Raw genomic sequence first — 18,763 nt, 5'->3', positions numbered from 1 at the left:
TATAAAAATAAAATACTAATCAAATTAATAGGTAAAAACTATCTCATCAATCGGCGTCAATGGCTTTATCCATTAGCTGCGACAACCTATACTGACTCTCGTTTTACATCTTCCCTGTCAACCAACCTAACCGTATTTTACAGGAGTACACATGGTCCTGGTCACTCGTCAAGCACCCGATTTTACCGCTGCAGCGGTTTTGGGCAACGGAGAAATCGTTGATAACTTCAATCTGCATAGTTTTATCAAGGGTAAACCCGCCGTTATCTTCTTTTGGCCGATGGACTTCACCTTCGTGTGTCCGTCAGAACTGATTGCCTTTGATAAACGTTTCGCTGAATTCCAAAATCGCGGCGTTGAAATCGTCGGCGTATCCTTTGATTCAGAGTTTGTACATAACGCCTGGCGCAACACGCCGGTGGATAAAGGCGGCATCGGCCAGGTTAAATATCCGCTGGTTGCCGACATCAAACATGAAATCATCAAGGCTTACGGTATTGAACATCCGGAAGCCGGCGTGGCGCTGCGCGGTTCGTTCCTGATCGACAAAGCAGGCGTTGTCCGCCATCAGGTGGTTAACGACCTGCCGCTGGGCCGCAACATCGATGAAATGATTCGTATGGTTGACGCGCTGCAGTTCCATGAAGAGCACGGCGAAGTGTGCCCGGCACAGTGGGAAAAGGGTCAGGAAGGCATGGACGCTTCACCCCTGGGCGTGGCCAAATACCTGTCTGAGAACATCGATAAGCTGTAATAAACGGACACTTATTGAGTAGTATATTTGAATAAACCCGCCGCTACCGGCGGGTTTTCTTTTTCAGCTAATGCTGGCGGCGTCGCCCGGCCGCCGGCGGGTAAAACCGTAGCCCAACAGCAGCAATACCACCCAAATACCGCCGGCGTAGAGAGAAATACGCGTGGTGGGAAAATAACCGATAAGCCCGATGATAAACAGCAGGAAGGCCACTCCCGCCGCCGAAGTCAGCACTCCGCCGGGCATGGGAAACGCCAGCGCTTTGACCTGCTGCGGTCCCAGCCGGCGGCGAAAGGCCATCTGCGAGCACAGGATCATAATCCACACCCACACCGTGGCGAAGGTGGCCAGGGAGGCAATCACCAGAAAGATGTTTTCCGGCATGATGTAGTTAAGATAAACGGCAATAAGCAGGGCGAACATCATCACCAGCACCGTTATCCAGGGGATACCCTGGCGGGACACCCGGGCGAACATTTTCGGCGCATAACCCTGGCCGGCCATGCCGTGCAGCATCCGGCCCACCCCGAAGACATCGCTGTTGATCGCCGACAGCGAAGCGGTGATCACAACAAAATTCAGTATGCCGGCGGCGGTGGGGATGCCCAGCTTCTGGAAGGTCAGCACAAACGGGCTGCCCGCGGTGCCTACCTCGTTCCAGGGGAAAATCGACATGATTACCAGCAGGGTACCCACATAGAACACCAGGATCCGCCAGGGCACGGAATTAATCGCCTTGGGAATGGACTTTTCCGGCTCGCTGGCTTCGCCGGCGGTGATACCGATGATCTCGATGCCGCCGTAGGCGAACATCACCATCTGCAGCGACAAAATCATGCCCAGGAAGCCATGGCTGAAAAAGCCGCCGTGAGTCCAGAGGTTATGAATGCCGGTGGGCTGACCGCCATTGCCGAAACCCCAGACGATAATGCCCACGCCGGCCAGGATCATGGCGATGATGGTGGCCACCTTGAAAAAGGAGAACCAGAATTCCATCTCGCCAAAAGCCTTGACGTTCAGCAGATTGATGGCGCCGATAAACAAGACCACGCCAAGCACCCAGACCCAATGCGGCACCGCCGGAAACCACACGCTCATATAGATACCGAAGGCGGTAACGTCGGCGATGGCGACAATCAAGATCTCGAAGCAGTAGGTCCAGCCGGTGATATAACCCGCCAGCGGACCGAGATTATCCTGGGCATAACGGGAAAACGATCCGGCGCTGGGGTTGTGGACCGACATCTCTCCCAGGGCGCGCATGATGATATACGCCACGATGCCGCCGATCAGGTAGGCCAGCAAGACGCTGGGACCGGCCATTTGGATCGCGTCGGCGGAGCCGTAGAACAGCCCGGTGCCGATAGCGGAACCCAAGGCCATAAAGCGAATATGACGGGTGGTGAGACCGCGTTTTAACGTTACGGGTGGTTGTTGCATATCCCTGATACTCTGTTTTGGCAAATGACAAAAACCACGAAGCATTCTCCGTGGCCAACAGCGTTGTTTGAATTTTATAAGTGAGCGGTTACTTCATGCCGTAGACGGAATTTATCATAGACAGCCACCATGATACCCACCGCCAGGGTCGGCAAAAGCCAGGCCAGACCCTGCGCCGACAGCGGCAAATGGCCTGTCCAGGCGGGAAGCGCATCATGGAACGACGACATCTTGAGGGCATCGACACAGCCGAACATCAGGCTGACCAGCATCGCCGGGGCGATGATAAGCGTGCTGCTGCGCCACCAGCGCAGGGTAAAACTCAGTAAAACCAGTACGATGCACGGCGGATAAATGGCGGTCAGCACCGGTATGGAGAATTGAATCAGATGGCTGAGCCCGAGATTGGAAACCAACATGGAAAACAGCCCCAGCACCACCACCAGCGTCCGGTAGGACAGGGGCAAATGCCCGCTGAAAAACTCGGCGCAGGCGCAGGTCAGCCCAACCGCGGTGACCATGCAGGCAATAAAAATCAAGACGGCCAGGAAGCCGCTGCCGCCGTTGCCGAACCGGTATTGCACATACGCATGCAGGATCTCGGCGCCGTTTTGCGCCGAGGGCACCAGCACGCCGCTGCCCGATCCCAGCTTGAACAGGGTGATATAGACCGCCGTTAAACCGATGCCGGCAATCAGACCGGCATAAACGGTATAACGGGTCAGCAGGCGCGGATTATCCACGCCGCGGGACCGCGCCGCGTTGACGATGACAATGCCGAACACCATGGCGCCCAAGGTATCCATGGTGAGATAGCCATTCACAAAGCCGGTTGAGAACGGCATCTGGTTATAGATTTCGCTGGCCGGGATCGGACTCCCTGCCGGCCAGAGCAGCGCGGCGGCGCCCAGGATGCCTAAAGCCACTATTTTCAGCGGCGCCAGGACGTGGCCCACCGTATCCAGCAGGCGGCCCGGATAAAGGGAAATGCCGATGACCAGGACAAAATAGATCAGGCTATAGCACAACAGCGGCCCGCCGCCCTGGCCGGTAAAAGGCGCCATGCCCACTTCAAAGGAGACCGTGGCGGTGCGGGGAATGGCGAACAGCGGACCCACCGCCAGATAGCAGACCACCGCCAGCACCAAGCCGGCTTTGCGGCCGAGGGGAGAACTGAGGGCGTCGATGCCGCCCCCCACCCTCGCCAGCGCGATAACGGTCAACACCGGCAGTCCCACCGCGGTAATCAAAAAGCCCGCTGCCGCCCACCAGACATGAGGGCCGGATTGCAATCCCACCATGGGGGGAAAAATGATATTGCCGGCGCCGACGAATAACGCAAAGGTCATAAAGCCGAGTGCCAGAATGTCTCTATAAGTTAAACGCTGACTCATGAAATCTTGTCGTGCCTGTTTTTAGGTAATAAATAAGAAAAACCTATGGATTGGAACCGGCGCACTTTAAACTGATAAAGGGGCGCAAAACAAGAGTGTAGGATTAATGCGGAACAATTAGCCGAATAAACACCGTTAATGCAGTGAATAATTTCTTAAAACCTTAAATACTCCATATATACTTGCTGAATAAGATCACATATAACAATAAGATAAAATGATACACAGACGTTAATGGCTGCGGCGAAGCCTGCCGGCCTATTCGAGTCCGATATTGCGGCGTGCCTGCAGCCTGACGGCCTCCGGCAGCGGTCGGTAGCCGTTCTGGCGAGCGCGCAGCTGTCCGCCGGGGGAAAGGATTTGATCAAAAAATGCCGCTGTGATGGGCTCCAGCGGCCGATCCGGCGCTTTATTCACATAGATATAAAGATACCGCACCAGGGGATATTCACCGTTGAGCAGGGTGGCATCATCCGGCTGAACCGTTTTCCCCTGCCCGTCGGTCAACGCCAGGATTTTGACGCCGCTGGCGTGAAAACCCATACCGGCGTAACCGATGGCGTTGACTGAACCCGCCACCGCCTGGGCCACGGATACCGAGCCGGGCAGTTCGTTCACCGACGTCAGCAGATCGCCGCCGCACAGTACGCGCTGACGGAAATAGCCGTAGGTGCCGGACGCCGAATTGCGACCGTAGCGCAGCAGGGTCTGCCCGGCCAAATGCCCTTTCAGCCCCAGGTCCCCCCAGCGTTTCAAGGCCGGCGAGGGACCGCAGCTATGGGTAATGGAAAAGATGCCGTCCAATTGGCTCAACGGCAGGGATTGCAGGGGATTATCCTCATTCACCAGAATCACCACCGCATCCAGCGCCACCGGAACCGCCGACGGAGGGTAACCGTAATGCCGGCGAAATGCGTCAACTTCCGGCTCGGTCATGGGGCGACTCATCGGCCCCAGCTGAGTGGTGCCGGCGGTCAGCGCCGCCGCCGCCGTTGCCGAGCCCGAGGCCTAGATCTGCACCCCCACCTCGGGAAAACGGCGATTAAAATCCATTCCCCAGCCGGTCAGCAAATTGGCCAGGGTATCGGAACCGGTACTGGTCAGGCTGCCCGACAATACCGTTACCGCCCGGGAGGAGGCCGGCCAGGCCAGTAATATGAGCAGACAGCAGACGATGGGACGGACGATTTTCATCAAAGCTCGACGGGCGGCTTAAAGGTGAGGTTATTTTCCTTCAGGGACGGGGCAACTATCAACCGGTTCGGCAAGGTGAAATAAAATCGGGTACCGGCGCCCGGTTCGCTGATGATATCCAGGCGCGCGTCATGATTGCTGAGGGCGTGTTTCACAATGGCAAGCCCGAGGCCGCTGCCGCCGGTTTGCCGTGACCGGGCTTTATCCACCCGGTAAAAACGCTCGGTCAGTCGGGGGATATGCTCCGGCGCGATACCCGGGCCATTGTCGCTCACCTGGAATTCCGCGCCGGCGGAGGTACGCTGCCAGCAGACCTCGATACGGGTGCCCGGCGGCGTGTGGATCACCGCGTTGTAAATCAGATTCGACATGGCGCTGCGCAACTGCTCTTCGTTACCGCGCACCCGCAGATGCTCATTAACGCGAAACACAATGTCGTGGCGCTCCTGGCTCAGCCCCTCCGCGCTTTGCTGCAGCCGCTTGAGGATGGAAGGAACGTCGATATTCTCGTTGACTTCGCTGTGGGGAGCGGCTTCGATGCGGGAAAGCACCAGCAGTTGTTTAACCAGGCGCTCCATGCGCTGCGTTTGATCCTGCATGGTATGGATTGCCTTGGCGCGAATCGCCGGGTCCATCTCCTGATCGTTCATCATCTCCAGATAACCCTGCAGGACCGTCAGCGGCGTACGCAGCTCATGGCTGGCATTGGCAAAAAAGTTGCGCCGCGCCCCTTCCAGCTGTCGCATCTGGGTAATGTCCCGCGCCACCATTAACAACTGATCGTCGGTGTAAGGCATCACCCGGAACTCCACATAGCGCTGGTTGTTGATGTGTAGCGTAAGGGGCCGCTGGAAGGATTGATTTTGCAGGTATTCATTAAACTCGGGGTAACGCAGCAAATTGAGGATATGCTGGCCGTTGTCTTCCGGCCAGCGAAAGCCCAGCAACTGCTGCGCCAAGCCATTGCACCAAAATATATGGCCGTCGCCGGTCAGCATCACCAGCGCATCCGGCAGGGTTTCCGCGCCGCTGCGAAATCGCTTGAACAGCGTTGCCAAATCGCGGCGGCGGCGGCGATGGCGCAGTTGCATCTGATGCAGGCCGTAGAACAGCGGTTCCCAACTGCCGCGGCCCACCGGCGGGGTCCGGCTCAGGTCTACCCACAGCCACCAGGACAGCCGGAGCTGATAATAATAGTTACGCAGCAGCGCCGCCAACAGCGCCGCCGCCAGCAGCCAGGGCAAATGCCCGATAAGTAACGACAACAGCAGGGCGGGCAGGCAAAAAAGCCCCAGTTCAAGCAGCAGTTTGCTCCAGGATAAACGTTCTAGCACCGGCCGTTCTCCCTTGAGACAGATTCAATAGCGGGCCGAGAAACGATAGCCGGTTCCCCGTACCGTCTGTACCATCCGATCGTGCCCGCCTGTTTCCAGCGCCTTGCGTAAACGACGAATGTGCACGTCCACCGTACGATCTTCCACGTAAACATTGGTACCCCATACATGGTTGAGCAACTGTTCGCGACTATAGACCCGTTCGGGATGGGTCATGAAAAAGTGCAGCAGTTTAAATTCGGTAGGCCCCATATCCAACGCCAGCTCATTGGATGTTACCCGGTGCGAAGAGGGGTCCAGGCTCAAGCCCTGCACTTCGATTTTATCTTCCACCGCCATCGGCGAGATACGCCGCATTACCGCTTTGATCCGCGCCAGCAGTTCCTTGGGAGAGAAGGGCTTGGTAATATAATCATCCGCCCCCACTTCCAGTCCCCGCACCCGGTCTTCCTCCTCGCCGCGCGCCGTCAGCATCATGACAGGAATATCGCGCGTCAATACTTCGCGCTTCATCAGTTTGATAAACTGTATACCCGAACCGCCGGGCAACATCCAGTCGAGCAGGACCAGATCCGGATAAGGCTCCGCCATACGACTCACCGCACTGCCGTAATCTTCCGCCTCAATAGGCTGGAAGCCATTTTGTTCAAGAACAAAGCAGACCATTTCACGGATGGGTGCTTCATCTTCCACGACTAATATGCGTTTTGCCATTATTTTCCTGCCGTTTATTCTCTGCGGTTATCGTGCCCGGGCATTATGCGTCACTTTTATGACAGATTTATTAAAATAGGCGCCGCCTGCTTCAAGGATAGGAGATCGCCGTTTTTCCGCCGCAAATTATATAATCGCACCTTTATTTCGGTATCCGCCGAAGCAAGGGTTATACCCGATAGCGTTCAGGTTGCGGCTGAGTTGGCTGCAACCTGAACGCTATTGGGTATATACTCTCGCCCTGATTCAGGGATTTTCTCCGGAGCCTCATGCGGATCATTCATACCTCCGACTGGCATTTGGGTCAGTCGTTTTTCACCAAGAATCGCGCCCATGAACATCAGGCCTTCCTGCGCTGGCTGGTGACGCAGGTTGAACTGCATCAGGCGGACGCGGTGGTGGTGGCCGGCGATATATTCGATACCGGCACGCCCCCCAGCTATGCACGGGAACTCTTCAACCGTTTTGTGGTGGAGCTACAGCCCACCGGCTGCGGGCTGATTGTGCTGGCGGGGAATCATGACGCCGTCGCCACCCTCAACGAATCACGCGGACTGCTGGCCTGCCTCAATACCCGCGTCATTGCCGGCGGCGACGCCGAACAGCAGGTTTTCGTGCTTGATGAGCGTAGCGGAAAACCGGGAGCGATTTTGTGCGCCATCCCTTTTTTACGGGCCAGGGATATGCTGGTAAGCCGCGCCGGCGAGTCGGGGGATGACAAACAGCGCTCCCTGATGGATGCCATCGCCGGACATTACCGGGATTTATATCAACAGGCCGTGGCGTTGCGCGATACCCTGACCGCGCCGGTGCCCATCGTCGCCACCGGTCATTTGACCGCCGTGGGCGCCGGCACCAGCGATTCGGTACGGGATATCTATATCGGCAGCCTGGATGCTTTTCCCGTCCCGTTATTTCCCCCCGCCGATTACATCGCCCTCGGTCATATTCACCGGCCGCAGAGCGTCGGCGGCCGGCCGAATATTCTGTATTGCGGCTCCCCCATTCCCCTGAGCTTTGACGAGGCCGGCCAGCCCAAACAGGTCAATATGGTGGATTTCCAGCCGGACCTGACGGCGGTGGTGACGCCGTTGACGGTGCCGGAGGTCCAGCCCCTGCGCCTGATTCGCGGCACCCTGGCGGAAATTGAAGCGCAGTTGCTCACCTTTCGCGATTACCGGGGCCAGACGAGGGTATGGCTGGATATCGAAGTGCTGACCGATGCCTGGCTTAATGATATCCAGCGGCAAATACAGCAGATTGCCGCCGATCTGCCGGTGGACATTTTGCTGTTGCGCCGCAACCGCGAGCAGCGGCGCCAGGCGCTGGAAAAAGAGCCTCATGAAACGCTGACCGAACTCAGCGTGGAAGAGGTGTTCGAACGCCGCCTGGCGCAGGTGCTGGTGCGGGATGAAGAGGAACTCAGCCGCATCCGCCTGCTGTATGAGCGGGTGGTGGCGGATATCCGGCACGAAAGTCCGGCACAGGAGCCCAGCCGATGAAAATCCTGACGCTGCGGCTGAAAAATCTCAATGCGCTGCAAGGGGAATGGAAAATCGATTTTACCGCCGCCCCTTTCGACGGCGCCAGCCTGTTTGCCATTACCGGTCCCACAGGCGCCGGTAAAACCACCTTGCTGGACGCCATTTGTCTGGCGCTTTATCACCAGACTCCCCGTCTGGGCGGCAATCCCGGCCAGGAGCTGATGACCCGCCACACCGCCGAAGCGCTGGCGGAGGTGGAGTTCGAAGTGAAAGGTATCGGCTACCGCGCCTTTTGGAGCCAGCGGCGGGCGAAAAACAGCCCGCAGGGCAACCTGCAGCCGCCGAGAACCGAACTGGCGCTCATCGCCGACGGCCGTATCCTGGCGGATAAAATCAACGACAAGCTGCGGCTGGTCACCGACATCACCGGGCTGGACTTCGGGCGTTTCACCAAATCCATGCTGTTGGCGCAGGGGGACTTCGCCGCCTTTCTCAATGCCGACGCCAAAAAGCGCGCCGAACTCTTGGAAGAGCTCACCGGCACCGACATCTACGGTCGCATTTCCGCCGGCATATTCGAACGCCATAAAGCGGTCAAAGGAGAGCTGGATAATTTGCAAGCCCGCGCCGCCGCCATTGAGCTGCTCACCGAACCGCAACTGCAGGAGCTAAACAATGAGCTGGCGCGATTAAAGGAAGAGGAGCTAAGGCTAAACCACCAACAGCAGGCGCTGCAGCGTCATTTGGACTGGCTGGCAAGGCACGGGCAGCTTACGGCGGCCTTGTCCGCCGCCCGTGAAAGGCAACAGGCCTCGGCGCGGGCTTATGACGAAGCGCAGCCGCAGCTGTCCCGGCTGACCCGGGGGGAACCCGCGGAGTCCCTGCGTCCGCTGCTGGAAGAGCAGCAACGCAGCCGGCTTAGGCAGCAACACCTGGACGAGTCCATCGCCGCGCAGCGCGCCGAGCAGCAACGTACGCAGCAGGCTTTACTGCCCTTGCAGGAGGCTTTCGAGCGCGCCCGCCAGGGCTGGCAGGATTATCTCCGGCACCGGCGGCAGCTTCAGCAGCTTATGGACGAACGCATTATTCCCCTGGATCAGCATATCGCAGGACTGGAACAACAGGCGGCGCAACTGCGCCAGGCTGCCCGGGAGCTCAGCGCCCAGCGGAAAAAAAGGCAATCGGCGCTGGCGGAACAACAGACCGCCCTTTCCCGGGCCGAACAGCAGCTCCGGCAGGCCGAGAGCTATTTAACGCAGCATCCGGACTATCGCCAGTGGGGAGAAGGGTTGCCGCTGTGGCGCGAACTCTTCGCCCGCCGGCAGCGGGAACGCCTGCAGGCGGACCAGTTGGGCCGGCAGCGCGATGGCTGCCTGCAACAGCAGCAAGAGCTGCTGGCCGAACGGCAATCGGTCCTTGCCGAGGCCAAGAGCTGCCGCCGGCAGGTGGCTGTCCTCACCGAACGCTTTAACGAACTGCGGCGCCAACGGGAGCAGCGGGAAGCACTCACTCCCTTTGGCGCGCTGCAAGATGAATGGGAGCTAAGCCGCCGGCACAGCCCTGCCCGCACCGTGCTCGCGTCGTTATTGCCCCAGCGCCGGCGGCTCACGCGGGATCTCGCCGCCGCCGCCGTGCGACAGACGGCATTGCAGCAGGAACTCGATGCGCTGGCGCAAAGCAGCCGGACCAGGCAACAGCAGTGGGAGGAAAAGTCCCGCTTATTGAATGAAGTCAGCGCCCGCTATCAGCTTGAGCAGCGCATTGTCGCGCTGGAAGGCCAAAGAGCACATTTGCAATCCGGGCTGCCCTGCCCGCTGTGCGGCGCCGTTGAACACCCCTTTGTCGATCATTACCGACTGCCGGAGCCGGCGCAAACCGAGCTCAGGCTGCAGGCGCTGCAACAGGAAGTATCGGCGATAACCGCCGACCGGGTGGCGACGGATACCCGCAGCGGCATGCTGCTGAACCAACGGCATCAAGCGGCGGATGACGAGGCGCAACTGCAAAGGGAACTGACGGCCATTGATGAGCAGTGGGCGTTGGCCGCCGCCGCGCTGGGCAGGGAACGCTCACCCGCCGACGACGGGAACGTGGCGGAATGGCTGGCGCAACAGGATGCGCGGGAGCAGGCTTTAGCGGAACGGCTCGAGACGCGGCGGCAGGCCGAGGGTCAATTACAGGCCGCGCGAGACGCCATGAACGACGCCAACGGGAAAGTGGCATCGGCCGAGGCCCGGCTGGCGCTGAACGACCAGTTGCAGCACACCACCGCGCAGACGTTACAGCAGGCCACGCAGCGCCTGACCGAGCAGCAAACCCTGGTCCGGCGGTTGGCGACGGAAGTCGCCGCGTCGTTGTCTCCCCTAGGGCTTACCGTGCCGGAAGAGAATAATGTCGAGGAGTGGCTGGCGGCGCGCCAGCAAGAGTGGCAACTGTGGTGCGGGCATTTGCAGCAGGAGCAGGAGCTTAAGGTGTCCCTTGCGGCGCAGGCTAATGAAATTCGCAACCACCAAGACAGCCTGGAGGAACTCGCGCGCCAATCGGCCGAGCTTGAACAGCGGGCCGAACACACCCGAACCGCGCTACAGCAGGCGCAGGATGAGCGGCGGTTATGGGTGGGGGATGCCACCGTGCCGCAGCTGGGAGACGAACTGCGCCGTCTGGGAGAAACGGCGGAACAGGCGCGCCAGCAGGCGGAGCAACGGCTGCAGCATGCCAGGGAACAACTGCTGCAATTAACGGGCAGTATCGAAGCGCAACAGCGTCAATTACAGGAATTCGACATGCAGACGCAGCAGGCCGGGGCCGCGCTGCAAGGCGCTCTCGACAGCAGCCCGTTCGCCACCGTCGCCGAATTGCTATCGGCTCTGCTGCCCCCGCAGGAAAGGGATCAACTGCGGGACATGGAAGAGCAGCTCAAGGAGCGGCGCCAGCACGCCGCGGCCTGGTATGAACAGGCGGAACAGGCGCTGAAAAACAGTCTGGCGGAACGTCCTGCCGACCTGGGAGAGGAGCAACAGCCCGCCGCCGTGGAGCAGCGTCTGGCCGCCGTCAAAACCCTGCTGGCGGAAAAAGCCCGGCGGCAGGGTGAAATCCAGCAGCAATTGTCCAGCCATGAACGCCGCCGGCTCGATCAGCACAACCTGCTGCAGGCTATTGCCGACAGCGAGGCGGCCTATGCGGACTGGAGCTACCTTAACGAGCTGATAGGCTCCAAAGAGGGGGACAAATTCCGTAAGTTTGCCCAGGGTCTCACCCTTGAACATTTGATTCATCTGGCGAACCGGCAGCTGGCGCGCCTGCAGGATCGTTACCAGCTGCGGCGTAAATCCGCCGCCGAGCTGGAACTGGAAGTCGTGGATACCTGGCAGGCGGAAGCGATACGGGATACCCGCACGCTGTCCGGCGGGGAGAGTTTCCTGGTCAGCCTGGCCCTGGCCCTGGCGTTATCGGATCTGGTGAGCCACAAAATCCGCATTGATTCCCTGTTTCTCGATGAGGGTTTCGGCACGTTGGACGCCGAGACGCTGGATATCGCCCTTGATGCCCTGGATACGTTAAACGCCACCGGTAAAATGATTGGCGTTATCAGCCACGTGGAGGCCATGAAAGATCGGATTCCGGTGCAGATCAAGGTTTATAAAATCAACGGCATGGGCGTCAGCCGGCTGGAAGCCCGTTTTGCGGTCCGCTAGCCGGCTTATCCCTTCAAAAGGCGTAGCGATGGGCGGTTCTAGCGCCCCAGAGGCCGCAATAGGCGCCCACCGCCGCGCCGATCAGTAGCGCGATAAACAACCATACCGCGGATTTGGCAATGGCTTTCGCGGCGGCATCGGCTTGCTCCCTGGCCTGCTCTTTCCACTGCTGCATTTCCGCCATGGCATCATCAATATTCTGCTGGAGATCCTCCAAACGCGCCTTGACCTCGGCGATCGCCTGCCGCTGGTAGCGGATCACCGTGTCGGTGGCCTGGTTAACTTCATCGGGGGACATCGAGGTATCGCGCGCCAGCGCCTGGCGGATGTCGTCCCGCTTGATATCATCCGTGATACCGTCCCCGCGCTGCTTGAGTTTGACGGACAATTGATGCATCTCGCCGTCGAAACTGGCCGGGCTTTTTAAAATGGCCTTCACGGCGCTTTGCATATCATCACGGGCTGCCGACAGCTGTCTTGGCAGGTAGTCCGGCTTTAACGACTCTATACTGCTGTTTTGCAAAGCATTCACTGCCTTTTTCGGCATCGGGTCCGCCGGGAGTTCGGCATTCATCCCCATGGGCTTTAGGGTATTCTCTAACAGGCCTTGTAAATGGCCTTTATTGTCTGATAAAGACGAAACCATGCCTGACGACGCGCCGCCGGTGACCGAGGCAAGGGAACCGATAATACTGCCGGCGGCCCGTAGCGCCCCGCCTATAATAATGCTACTAATGATAATTGCGATTATTAATGACATGGCCCATACCAGAAAGCCATGGCTTATTCCCGCCGCGCCGGCCAGTCGACCGGCGACATAACCGCCGCATGCCAGGCTAATGAGTATTGAAATAAATGACCAGACTGTTACCGCGCTACCGACTCCCTGCGCCGGCTGCTCGGAATAGGGCTCCGCCCTGCTCAACCCTAATGCCGTTCCCAATACCGAAAGCAGAACGGATATTGCCAATACGGTAATGACTCCACCGATAATAGCACCCCAGGAGGTAACTCTTGCTGTGGCGATGACAGTATGCGACTCCATAAACTTTCTCCTCGATATTCTCCCTTGTAGCAATAGGCTACGCAATCAAGTTAGTTTATGTTGGCGTGAATTCAAGAATGCACAATTCTGGGAGATATTATTAATTAGATAATTCAATTATTATTTGAAACTAATCCAGTCTGGCGCTCTTTTAACTTAACGACGGTTATGTCCTTTTTTTTCTTCGCCACTGCCGGCGCTCGTAGGCGAAAACCGGAAAAATCTTTACCGATTTTAACGTCCTTATGCGCTATCATGCGCCCTGCGTTTGAACAACCCGCGCGCTGACGGGCGCGCCAGGTCAGGGATATAAAAAATATGTTTTGGTTTAAGAATCTGATGATTTACCGCTTGACCCGCGATCTTGCGCTATCGGCGGAAGACATGGAAAAACAGTTGGCGGGCTCGGTGTTTTCTCCCTGCGGCAGCCAGGATATGGCGAAATCCGGCTGGGTTTCACCGCTGGGCGACAAAAGCACCGCGCTAACCCATGGGGTTAACGGGCATATCCTGCTTTGCGTGCGCAAAGAGGAAAAAATCCTGCCGTCTTCGGTGGTGAAACAGGAGTTGCAGGGCAAGGTGGAAAAGCTGGAGGCAGACCAGAGCCGCAAGCTGCGTAAAGCGGAAAAAGACGCCCTGAAAGAGGAAGTGCTGTTCAATTTGATGCCTCGCGCCTTCAGCCGTTACAGCCAGACATTTCTTTGGATCGATACGGGAAAAGGCCTGGTGATTGTCGATGCCGCCAGCGCCAAAAAAGCCGAAGACACCCTGGCATTGCTGCGCAAATCCCTCGGTTCGCTGCCGGTGGCGCCCCTTACCCTGGAGAATCCCATCGAGCTGACCCTGACGCAGTGGGTCCGCGGCACGGAACTCCCGGCGGGTTTCGCCATTCAGGACGAGGCCGAACTCAAAGCCCTGCTGGAAGACGGCGGCATCATCCGCTGTAAAAAACAGGACCTCGCCAGCGACGAAATCGCCGCGCATATCGAGGCGGGAAAAGTCGTGACAAAACTGGCGCTGGACTGGCTGGAGCGGGTTCAGTTCGTACTGGCGGACGACGCCACCTTGAAAAGGCTTAAATTCTCCGAGCAGCTGCGTGAGCAAAACGACGATATCGACAGAGAGGACGTGGCGCAGCGCTTTGATGCGGATTTCATTCTGATGACCGGCGAGCTATCCGAGCTCATCAGCCAGCTGACAGCGGCGCTGGGCGGCGAAACCCAGCGTTAGGATAAACGAGAAGGGCCGGTTGTGGGGCCCTCCGTTTCGGTTTGCCTATATTCTGGCTATTTACTCAGGTATTTGCACAGATAGGCGCTGGCTTCGGCCACCTGCAGGAAAAACTCGCTCTTCGCCGGTACAAAAAACATCTCGCCGGGCATAAACACCTGCCAATCGTGCGCGCCGGGAATCAGTACTTTCAACGCACCGTTGATCACGGTCATCTCTTCCGGCTGTGCGGTGGTGAAAGTATATTCTCCGGCTTCCATAACGCCGACGCTGGCGCGACCAATGCTGGCGGAGTCAAAACCAATGGACTTCACTTTCCCGGCAAAATACTCATTTACATTCAGCATGGATCATTTCCTGTATCGATCATAATTTAAGTCATTCATAGTAAAAGGTGAAATATCGATTTGTCACGTCCTAATACTGAAAAATGCCGGTAACCAGGCAGAAAAGTTAACGATGCCGCCAGCCTGGGTCGCCAATTTTTTCCGCCAGCATCCGGGTCACGGATATAAGGCGCGTTAGCAGAGGTTGCGGGAACGCATTGCCGTCGCTCAGGCTTGGAAAGGTCAGGCAAAGCCCGACGCGTTCGTTTCGCAGAGGATGCGTCAGAGACGTCGCCAGCGCGCTCTGGTCGGGCCGGGTTTCATTTCGGGCGTAAGACCAACCCTGCCGGCGCACCACGGTAAGGCGCTGTAATAAACCGGTTAACCCGTGTTGCGAAAAAGACGCATGCGCCGCCGCGCCCGGGACCAGGCGATCGATAACGTCACGCTCGGAATAACCGGCCAGCAGAGCGCGTCCGACGGCGGTGTTCGCCGCCGGTAACCGGTGTCCGGCGCTATAGGATGCCGGCCGGTGGGGGCAACCGTTAAATACCGATACGATGCGGACATAATCTTTTTCGAGCAGACAAATCATGCCGGCGCAGCCCTGTTCGTCGGTCAGGGCAGTCAGGACGGGAGCAACCTCATCCGTTAATGGCTTTGCACGCTGCCGGCCGCCCACAGCCAGCAGCAATTCACCCACGGAATAGAGCCGGTTGGCGGGGTTACGGACTAATAACCCCTGATCTTCCATGGCCACCAATAATCTGGACAAGGTACTTTTCGGCAACGGCAGCCGGCTGGCCACATCGCTGAAAGATAATCCCTGTTGTGGTAAAGACGAACTTTCATGGGCAAAAAGTTTTAATACCGCTGATGCATTTTCCAAGGTAGACATGATTATTTTTCATTTTCATTTTTATTAAAAGCAGGTTGAATAATCTTTAAATTGTCAGCCGCTCTCCGTCAAGATAATATTTCCCCACAAAATAAACCTTCAGTTAAAGATAGCGTGCTTAATCCCTTAAGCACGATAATAACGAGCTTATTCCTGACAATCTACGGTTATAGCCGTAAGGCTATCGGTAATTCAGTGAATTGCTCCGCGCGGATAAAGATAAGATTATTATTCAATTTACTGATAGTTGCGGGCCTGAATTCAATAAAAGTAATACAAATACAAGCCTATTGAAAATGACGTAAAAAATGATTAACCGGCGGTTCAGCCGCTAGAGCCTGAACCGCCGGTAAGTGATAGCGTACAATCCTACCGCCCTGCTGCTTATACCCAAAATAATTCGAGTTGCAAAAAGGCGGGTATATCAGGACTTATCTTCATCCTGATACCGATCCTTAGCGTCAAGCGCTTCCTGCTCGGTATCATGTTCGCTGATAAGCGTATCGGGCCTTGGATGATCCGCCCGCAATTCATAGACTTCTTTGGATTTACCAGGCAATCCCTTTTCTTTCTTTACTATATGCGCTTCACGCGGATACGGTGGTTTACTCGCCATAATCACTCCCTTATTTATGATTTGGTCGGGTAAATAAGTATAGGCTACTCTTGAAAACTCTGCTGGCGGGTAAAGGTCCGCGGGAACGGCTGCATGGATGGCGCCGTAACGGCCGCCCCTTCAGCCGGCGGCGCAGGGACAAAGCCGCTGCAAAACAGCCGAGACCACATCCTGCGGCGACTGGCCGGCATCCAGCACATGATGGGCAGCATCCTGATACAGCGCCTCGCGGGCCAGTAATATTTCCGCTATCTCTTCGGCGATGGGCCTGCCGGTAAGACTGGGACGCTGATCCTCTTCAGGCACGGCTTCCAGGCGCCGGGCCAGCACGTCCGCCGGGGCGTGCAAATAAAACACGGTGCCGGTGGCGCGCATGAACCGCCGGTTGGCCTCTGATAAAATGATTCCCCCGCCGGTGGCTACCACCTGACGGCCGTCGGCGCTTGCCACCCCATGCAATATATCGCTTTCGCGGGTCCTGAATCCCGCCCAGCCCTCCTGCTCCACTATCTGTGCCACACTCAGACCGGTGGACTGCAGCAATATCAGGTCGGTATCGGTGAACTGAAATCCCAGCGCCTGCGCCAATGCCCGGCCAACGGTGGTTTTGCCGCATCCCCTAGCACCAACCATAAAAATGGGCTGTATAATCAACTGCATATCCTTTTTCACAAATAGCTATAATCGAACCTTTGTCCCGTTCGACCCGCAAAAAACCGACGGCAATACTGGCAGCAACCGCCGATGAAGTCCAGCGGAGCATTATGCGGCCGGTAAGAAGCATTAAATAACATACTTTTTGTGGGGTTGTCCTCTATGGCGCAAAAAAAAAAGCCAAACACAGCAGGTTTATCCGCAGCGTTTGGCATGATGGTCATGGCGTCCCGGGCGCGTAACGGCCCGGGCAAATATCAGCTTTTGGGTTCCTTAACCTCTTTAACGATGCGGCGGGCATCGTCCATGGTCAGCGGCTCGCCCATCTTGATGAGCAAGGTACCGGTTGTACGCATGCGGCCGGTGCCCACCACGGCCATCAGTTTGTCTTTCAGGCCGAACAGCGCCACAAAATCGTCTTTATCCGGCGAGCCGATGATGTCGATATCATCCCATTTCTCAGCATGCCCCAGGTATTCGTAGCGCACCCCGTAATGCTGCGTCCAGAAAAAAGGCACCGAATCGTATTTCTCATCCAGACCCGCCATAACGCCTGCGGCTACGCGGCCATGCTGCTGCGCCACGCGCCAGTGCTCAATTCGCGTGGGATGTCCGTTAAGCGGGAAGGTGGCGATGTCGCCGATGGCGAAAATATCGTGCCCGGCCGACATGGACTCATCCACGGTCAAACTGCCGTCTTTATTGAGCGGCAATTCATGGATAAAGTCCGTAGCGGGCGTGACCCCGGTGGCCAGCAACACCACATCGGCATCAATGCGGCGACCGTCTTTCAGTACCACCGCCGACACATGGCGCTGGCCATCGAAGGACGCAGGTTCGCCTTCAATGAATTTTACGCCCTTTTGCTCATGGCGCCGGCGGAAAAAGCACGCCAGATCCTTGCCGAACTGTTTTTCAAACGGCAGCTCATGCTTAGCGATAACCGTAATATCTATATCCTGTTTACGGAAAGCAGCCGCCACCTCCATGCCGATAAAATTATTGCCGATTATCACCAGCCGCTGCTTTTGCTCAACCACGGCCATAATGGCGGCCGCCTGCTCCCAACTGCGTAGAACCTCGATGCCCAGCAGCGCCTTGCCCGGCAGATCCGGCCGCTGCGGGATACCGCCGGTGGCCAGCAATAACGTCCGGTAGGGTACGACGGTGCCGTCTTCCAGCCGCAGCTGGTGTTTTTTTACGTCGAGCTCTTCCACGTTGCCGGTAATGCGCTCGACCTTTTGCTTTTTGTAAAAATCATCGTCGAGCAACGACGGAACCTCATCAATGGACATATCCCCCTGAGGCACGAATTTAGACAATACAGTGCGGTCATAGGGCGCCTGTTTTTCGCGCTCAACAACGATTAACCGGCCGCTATAGCCCTTTTCGCGCAGCGCCTTAAGCGCGGCGCTGCCGCCCGCGCCTGAACCCAGGACCACTATCGCCTGCGTATCGTCCACCTTGTCCAGCGGCGCGGCTCCCGGCAGGGCCTTGGGATCCAGCCAGATTGCCCCCTCCTCCACCTTCACCGGATAACGTTTCAGGGCACGCAGAGAGGGCGGTTCGCACAAAGCCCCCTCTTCGATGGTAAATACGGATTTATGCCAGGGACATATCAGCTTCCCTTCACAAAGGGCGCCTTTTTCCAGCGGGGCGCCGGAATGAGGACAGGTCGCCTCAAGGGCAAAAACCTCATCGCCTTTCCTGATGAGCAGAATATCTGTTTCGTCCATGCTGACTTTTTTGGGTTCCAGCTCCGGCAAAGCGGATAACGACATCACTTTTTGATAGGCCACGATAGGCTCCTTCAGGTATCTAAAATCATCGTTTTTATAAAACCGTACTCTTTAGAGGACTATCGTTAAGCCTAGCAGCTAATTTAAGGGTGGAAAGCGTGGGGGACTTAGAACGCGACAGGATGCATTAACGGTGCGAAGCGTAGGATAAACCCGGCGGCGCATCAGCCCGCGGGGATACGGGCT

General features: G+C 57.3%; 14 protein-coding genes and 1 pseudogene. 4 read left to right on the top strand and 11 right to left on the bottom strand.

Going from position 1 to position 18,763, the window contains the following annotated elements; genetic code table 11:
* Window positions 1-151: 151 nt before the first annotated feature.
* Entirely contained in the window at window positions 152-754 is a 603-nt protein-coding gene (locus ACL2XO_RS07910; RefSeq protein ID WP_132922968.1) for a peroxiredoxin C, read from the top strand.
* A gap of 63 nt (window positions 755-817) precedes the next feature.
* Here ACL2XO_RS07910 and proY read toward each other — a convergent pair whose 3' ends face one another.
* The 5 genes and pseudogenes from proY to phoB all read right to left on the bottom strand — a co-directional run bounded on the left by proY (window position 818) and on the right by phoB (window position 6,830).
* Window positions 818-2,194, bottom strand: a complete 1,377-nt coding sequence (proY, locus tag ACL2XO_RS07905; protein ID WP_132922969.1) for a proline-specific permease ProY — start codon at window positions 2,192-2,194, stop codon at window positions 818-820.
* Window positions 2,195-2,268: 74 nt separating this feature from the next.
* Window positions 2,269-3,588 (bottom strand): branched-chain amino acid transport system II carrier protein, encoded by a 1,320-nt coding sequence (brnQ, locus tag ACL2XO_RS07900; RefSeq protein ID WP_132922970.1) that lies wholly within the window; start codon window positions 3,586-3,588, stop codon window positions 2,269-2,271.
* A 258-nt stretch (window positions 3,589-3,846) separates the two neighbouring features.
* Window positions 3,847-4,782: pseudogene (locus tag ACL2XO_RS07895) on the bottom strand (PstS family phosphate ABC transporter substrate-binding protein).
* Window positions 4,782-6,116, bottom strand: a complete 1,335-nt coding sequence (phoR, locus tag ACL2XO_RS07890) for a phosphate regulon sensor histidine kinase PhoR (RefSeq protein WP_132922972.1) — start codon at window positions 6,114-6,116, stop codon at window positions 4,782-4,784. Before phoR ends, ACL2XO_RS07895 begins: the two are co-directional and overlap by 1 nt.
* Before the next feature lie 24 nt (window positions 6,117-6,140).
* Complete coding sequence (gene phoB, locus ACL2XO_RS07885; protein ID WP_132922973.1) at window positions 6,141-6,830, bottom strand: phosphate response regulator transcription factor PhoB; 690 nt, start codon at window positions 6,828-6,830, stop codon at window positions 6,141-6,143.
* Between the two features lie 269 nt (window positions 6,831-7,099).
* Between phoB and sbcD the strand changes: the two genes are divergently transcribed.
* Together sbcD and ACL2XO_RS07875 are read left to right on the top strand one after the other, a co-directional pair.
* Window positions 7,100-8,332, top strand: coding sequence for an exonuclease subunit SbcD (sbcD, locus tag ACL2XO_RS07880; RefSeq protein WP_413723620.1), 1,233 nt, complete (start codon window positions 7,100-7,102; stop codon window positions 8,330-8,332).
* Window positions 8,329-12,009: an AAA family ATPase gene (locus tag ACL2XO_RS07875; RefSeq protein ID WP_413742517.1), complete on the top strand. Its 3,681-nt coding sequence runs from the start codon at window positions 8,329-8,331 to the stop codon at window positions 12,007-12,009. The genes sbcD and ACL2XO_RS07875 overlap by 4 nt, the downstream gene beginning before the upstream one ends.
* Before the next feature lie 13 nt (window positions 12,010-12,022).
* Here ACL2XO_RS07875 and ACL2XO_RS07870 read toward each other — a convergent pair whose 3' ends face one another.
* Window positions 12,023-13,054, bottom strand: coding sequence for a CAP-Gly protein (locus ACL2XO_RS07870; RefSeq protein ID WP_413742516.1), 1,032 nt, complete (start codon window positions 13,052-13,054; stop codon window positions 12,023-12,025).
* Window positions 13,055-13,372: 318 nt separating this feature from the next.
* On the opposite strand from ACL2XO_RS07870, the gene rdgC reads away from it, so the two are divergent.
* Window positions 13,373-14,284, top strand: coding sequence for a recombination-associated protein RdgC (gene rdgC / locus ACL2XO_RS07865; RefSeq protein WP_413742515.1), 912 nt, complete (start codon window positions 13,373-13,375; stop codon window positions 14,282-14,284).
* Between the two features lie 56 nt (window positions 14,285-14,340).
* On the opposite strand, the gene ppnP is transcribed toward rdgC, so the two are convergent.
* From ppnP to ACL2XO_RS07840, 5 genes are all read right to left on the bottom strand, one after another.
* A complete protein-coding gene (gene ppnP / locus ACL2XO_RS07860; protein WP_132922978.1) occupies window positions 14,341-14,631 on the bottom strand; it encodes a pyrimidine/purine nucleoside phosphorylase in 291 nt (96 codons plus the stop codon).
* A 106-nt stretch (window positions 14,632-14,737) separates the two neighbouring features.
* Complete coding sequence (locus tag ACL2XO_RS07855; RefSeq protein ID WP_413742514.1) at window positions 14,738-15,508, bottom strand: IclR family transcriptional regulator; 771 nt, start codon at window positions 15,506-15,508, stop codon at window positions 14,738-14,740.
* A gap of 424 nt (window positions 15,509-15,932) precedes the next feature.
* Window positions 15,933-16,124, bottom strand: coding sequence for a hypothetical protein (locus ACL2XO_RS07850; RefSeq protein WP_132922980.1), 192 nt, complete (start codon window positions 16,122-16,124; stop codon window positions 15,933-15,935).
* Between the two features lie 120 nt (window positions 16,125-16,244).
* A complete protein-coding gene (aroL, locus tag ACL2XO_RS07845; protein WP_413726895.1) occupies window positions 16,245-16,775 on the bottom strand; it encodes a shikimate kinase AroL in 531 nt (176 codons plus the stop codon).
* A gap of 260 nt (window positions 16,776-17,035) precedes the next feature.
* Entirely contained in the window at window positions 17,036-18,577 is a 1,542-nt protein-coding gene (locus ACL2XO_RS07840) for an FAD-dependent oxidoreductase (RefSeq protein WP_413742513.1), read from the bottom strand.
* Window positions 18,578-18,763 lie beyond the last annotated feature (186 nt).

Source organism: Sodalis sp. RH15 (assembly GCF_047324255.1).
In the GTDB taxonomy this organism is placed as follows: domain Bacteria; phylum Pseudomonadota; class Gammaproteobacteria; order Enterobacterales; family Enterobacteriaceae; genus Acerihabitans; species Acerihabitans ligni.
This window is presented reverse-complemented; position numbering and strand designations above follow the sequence as displayed.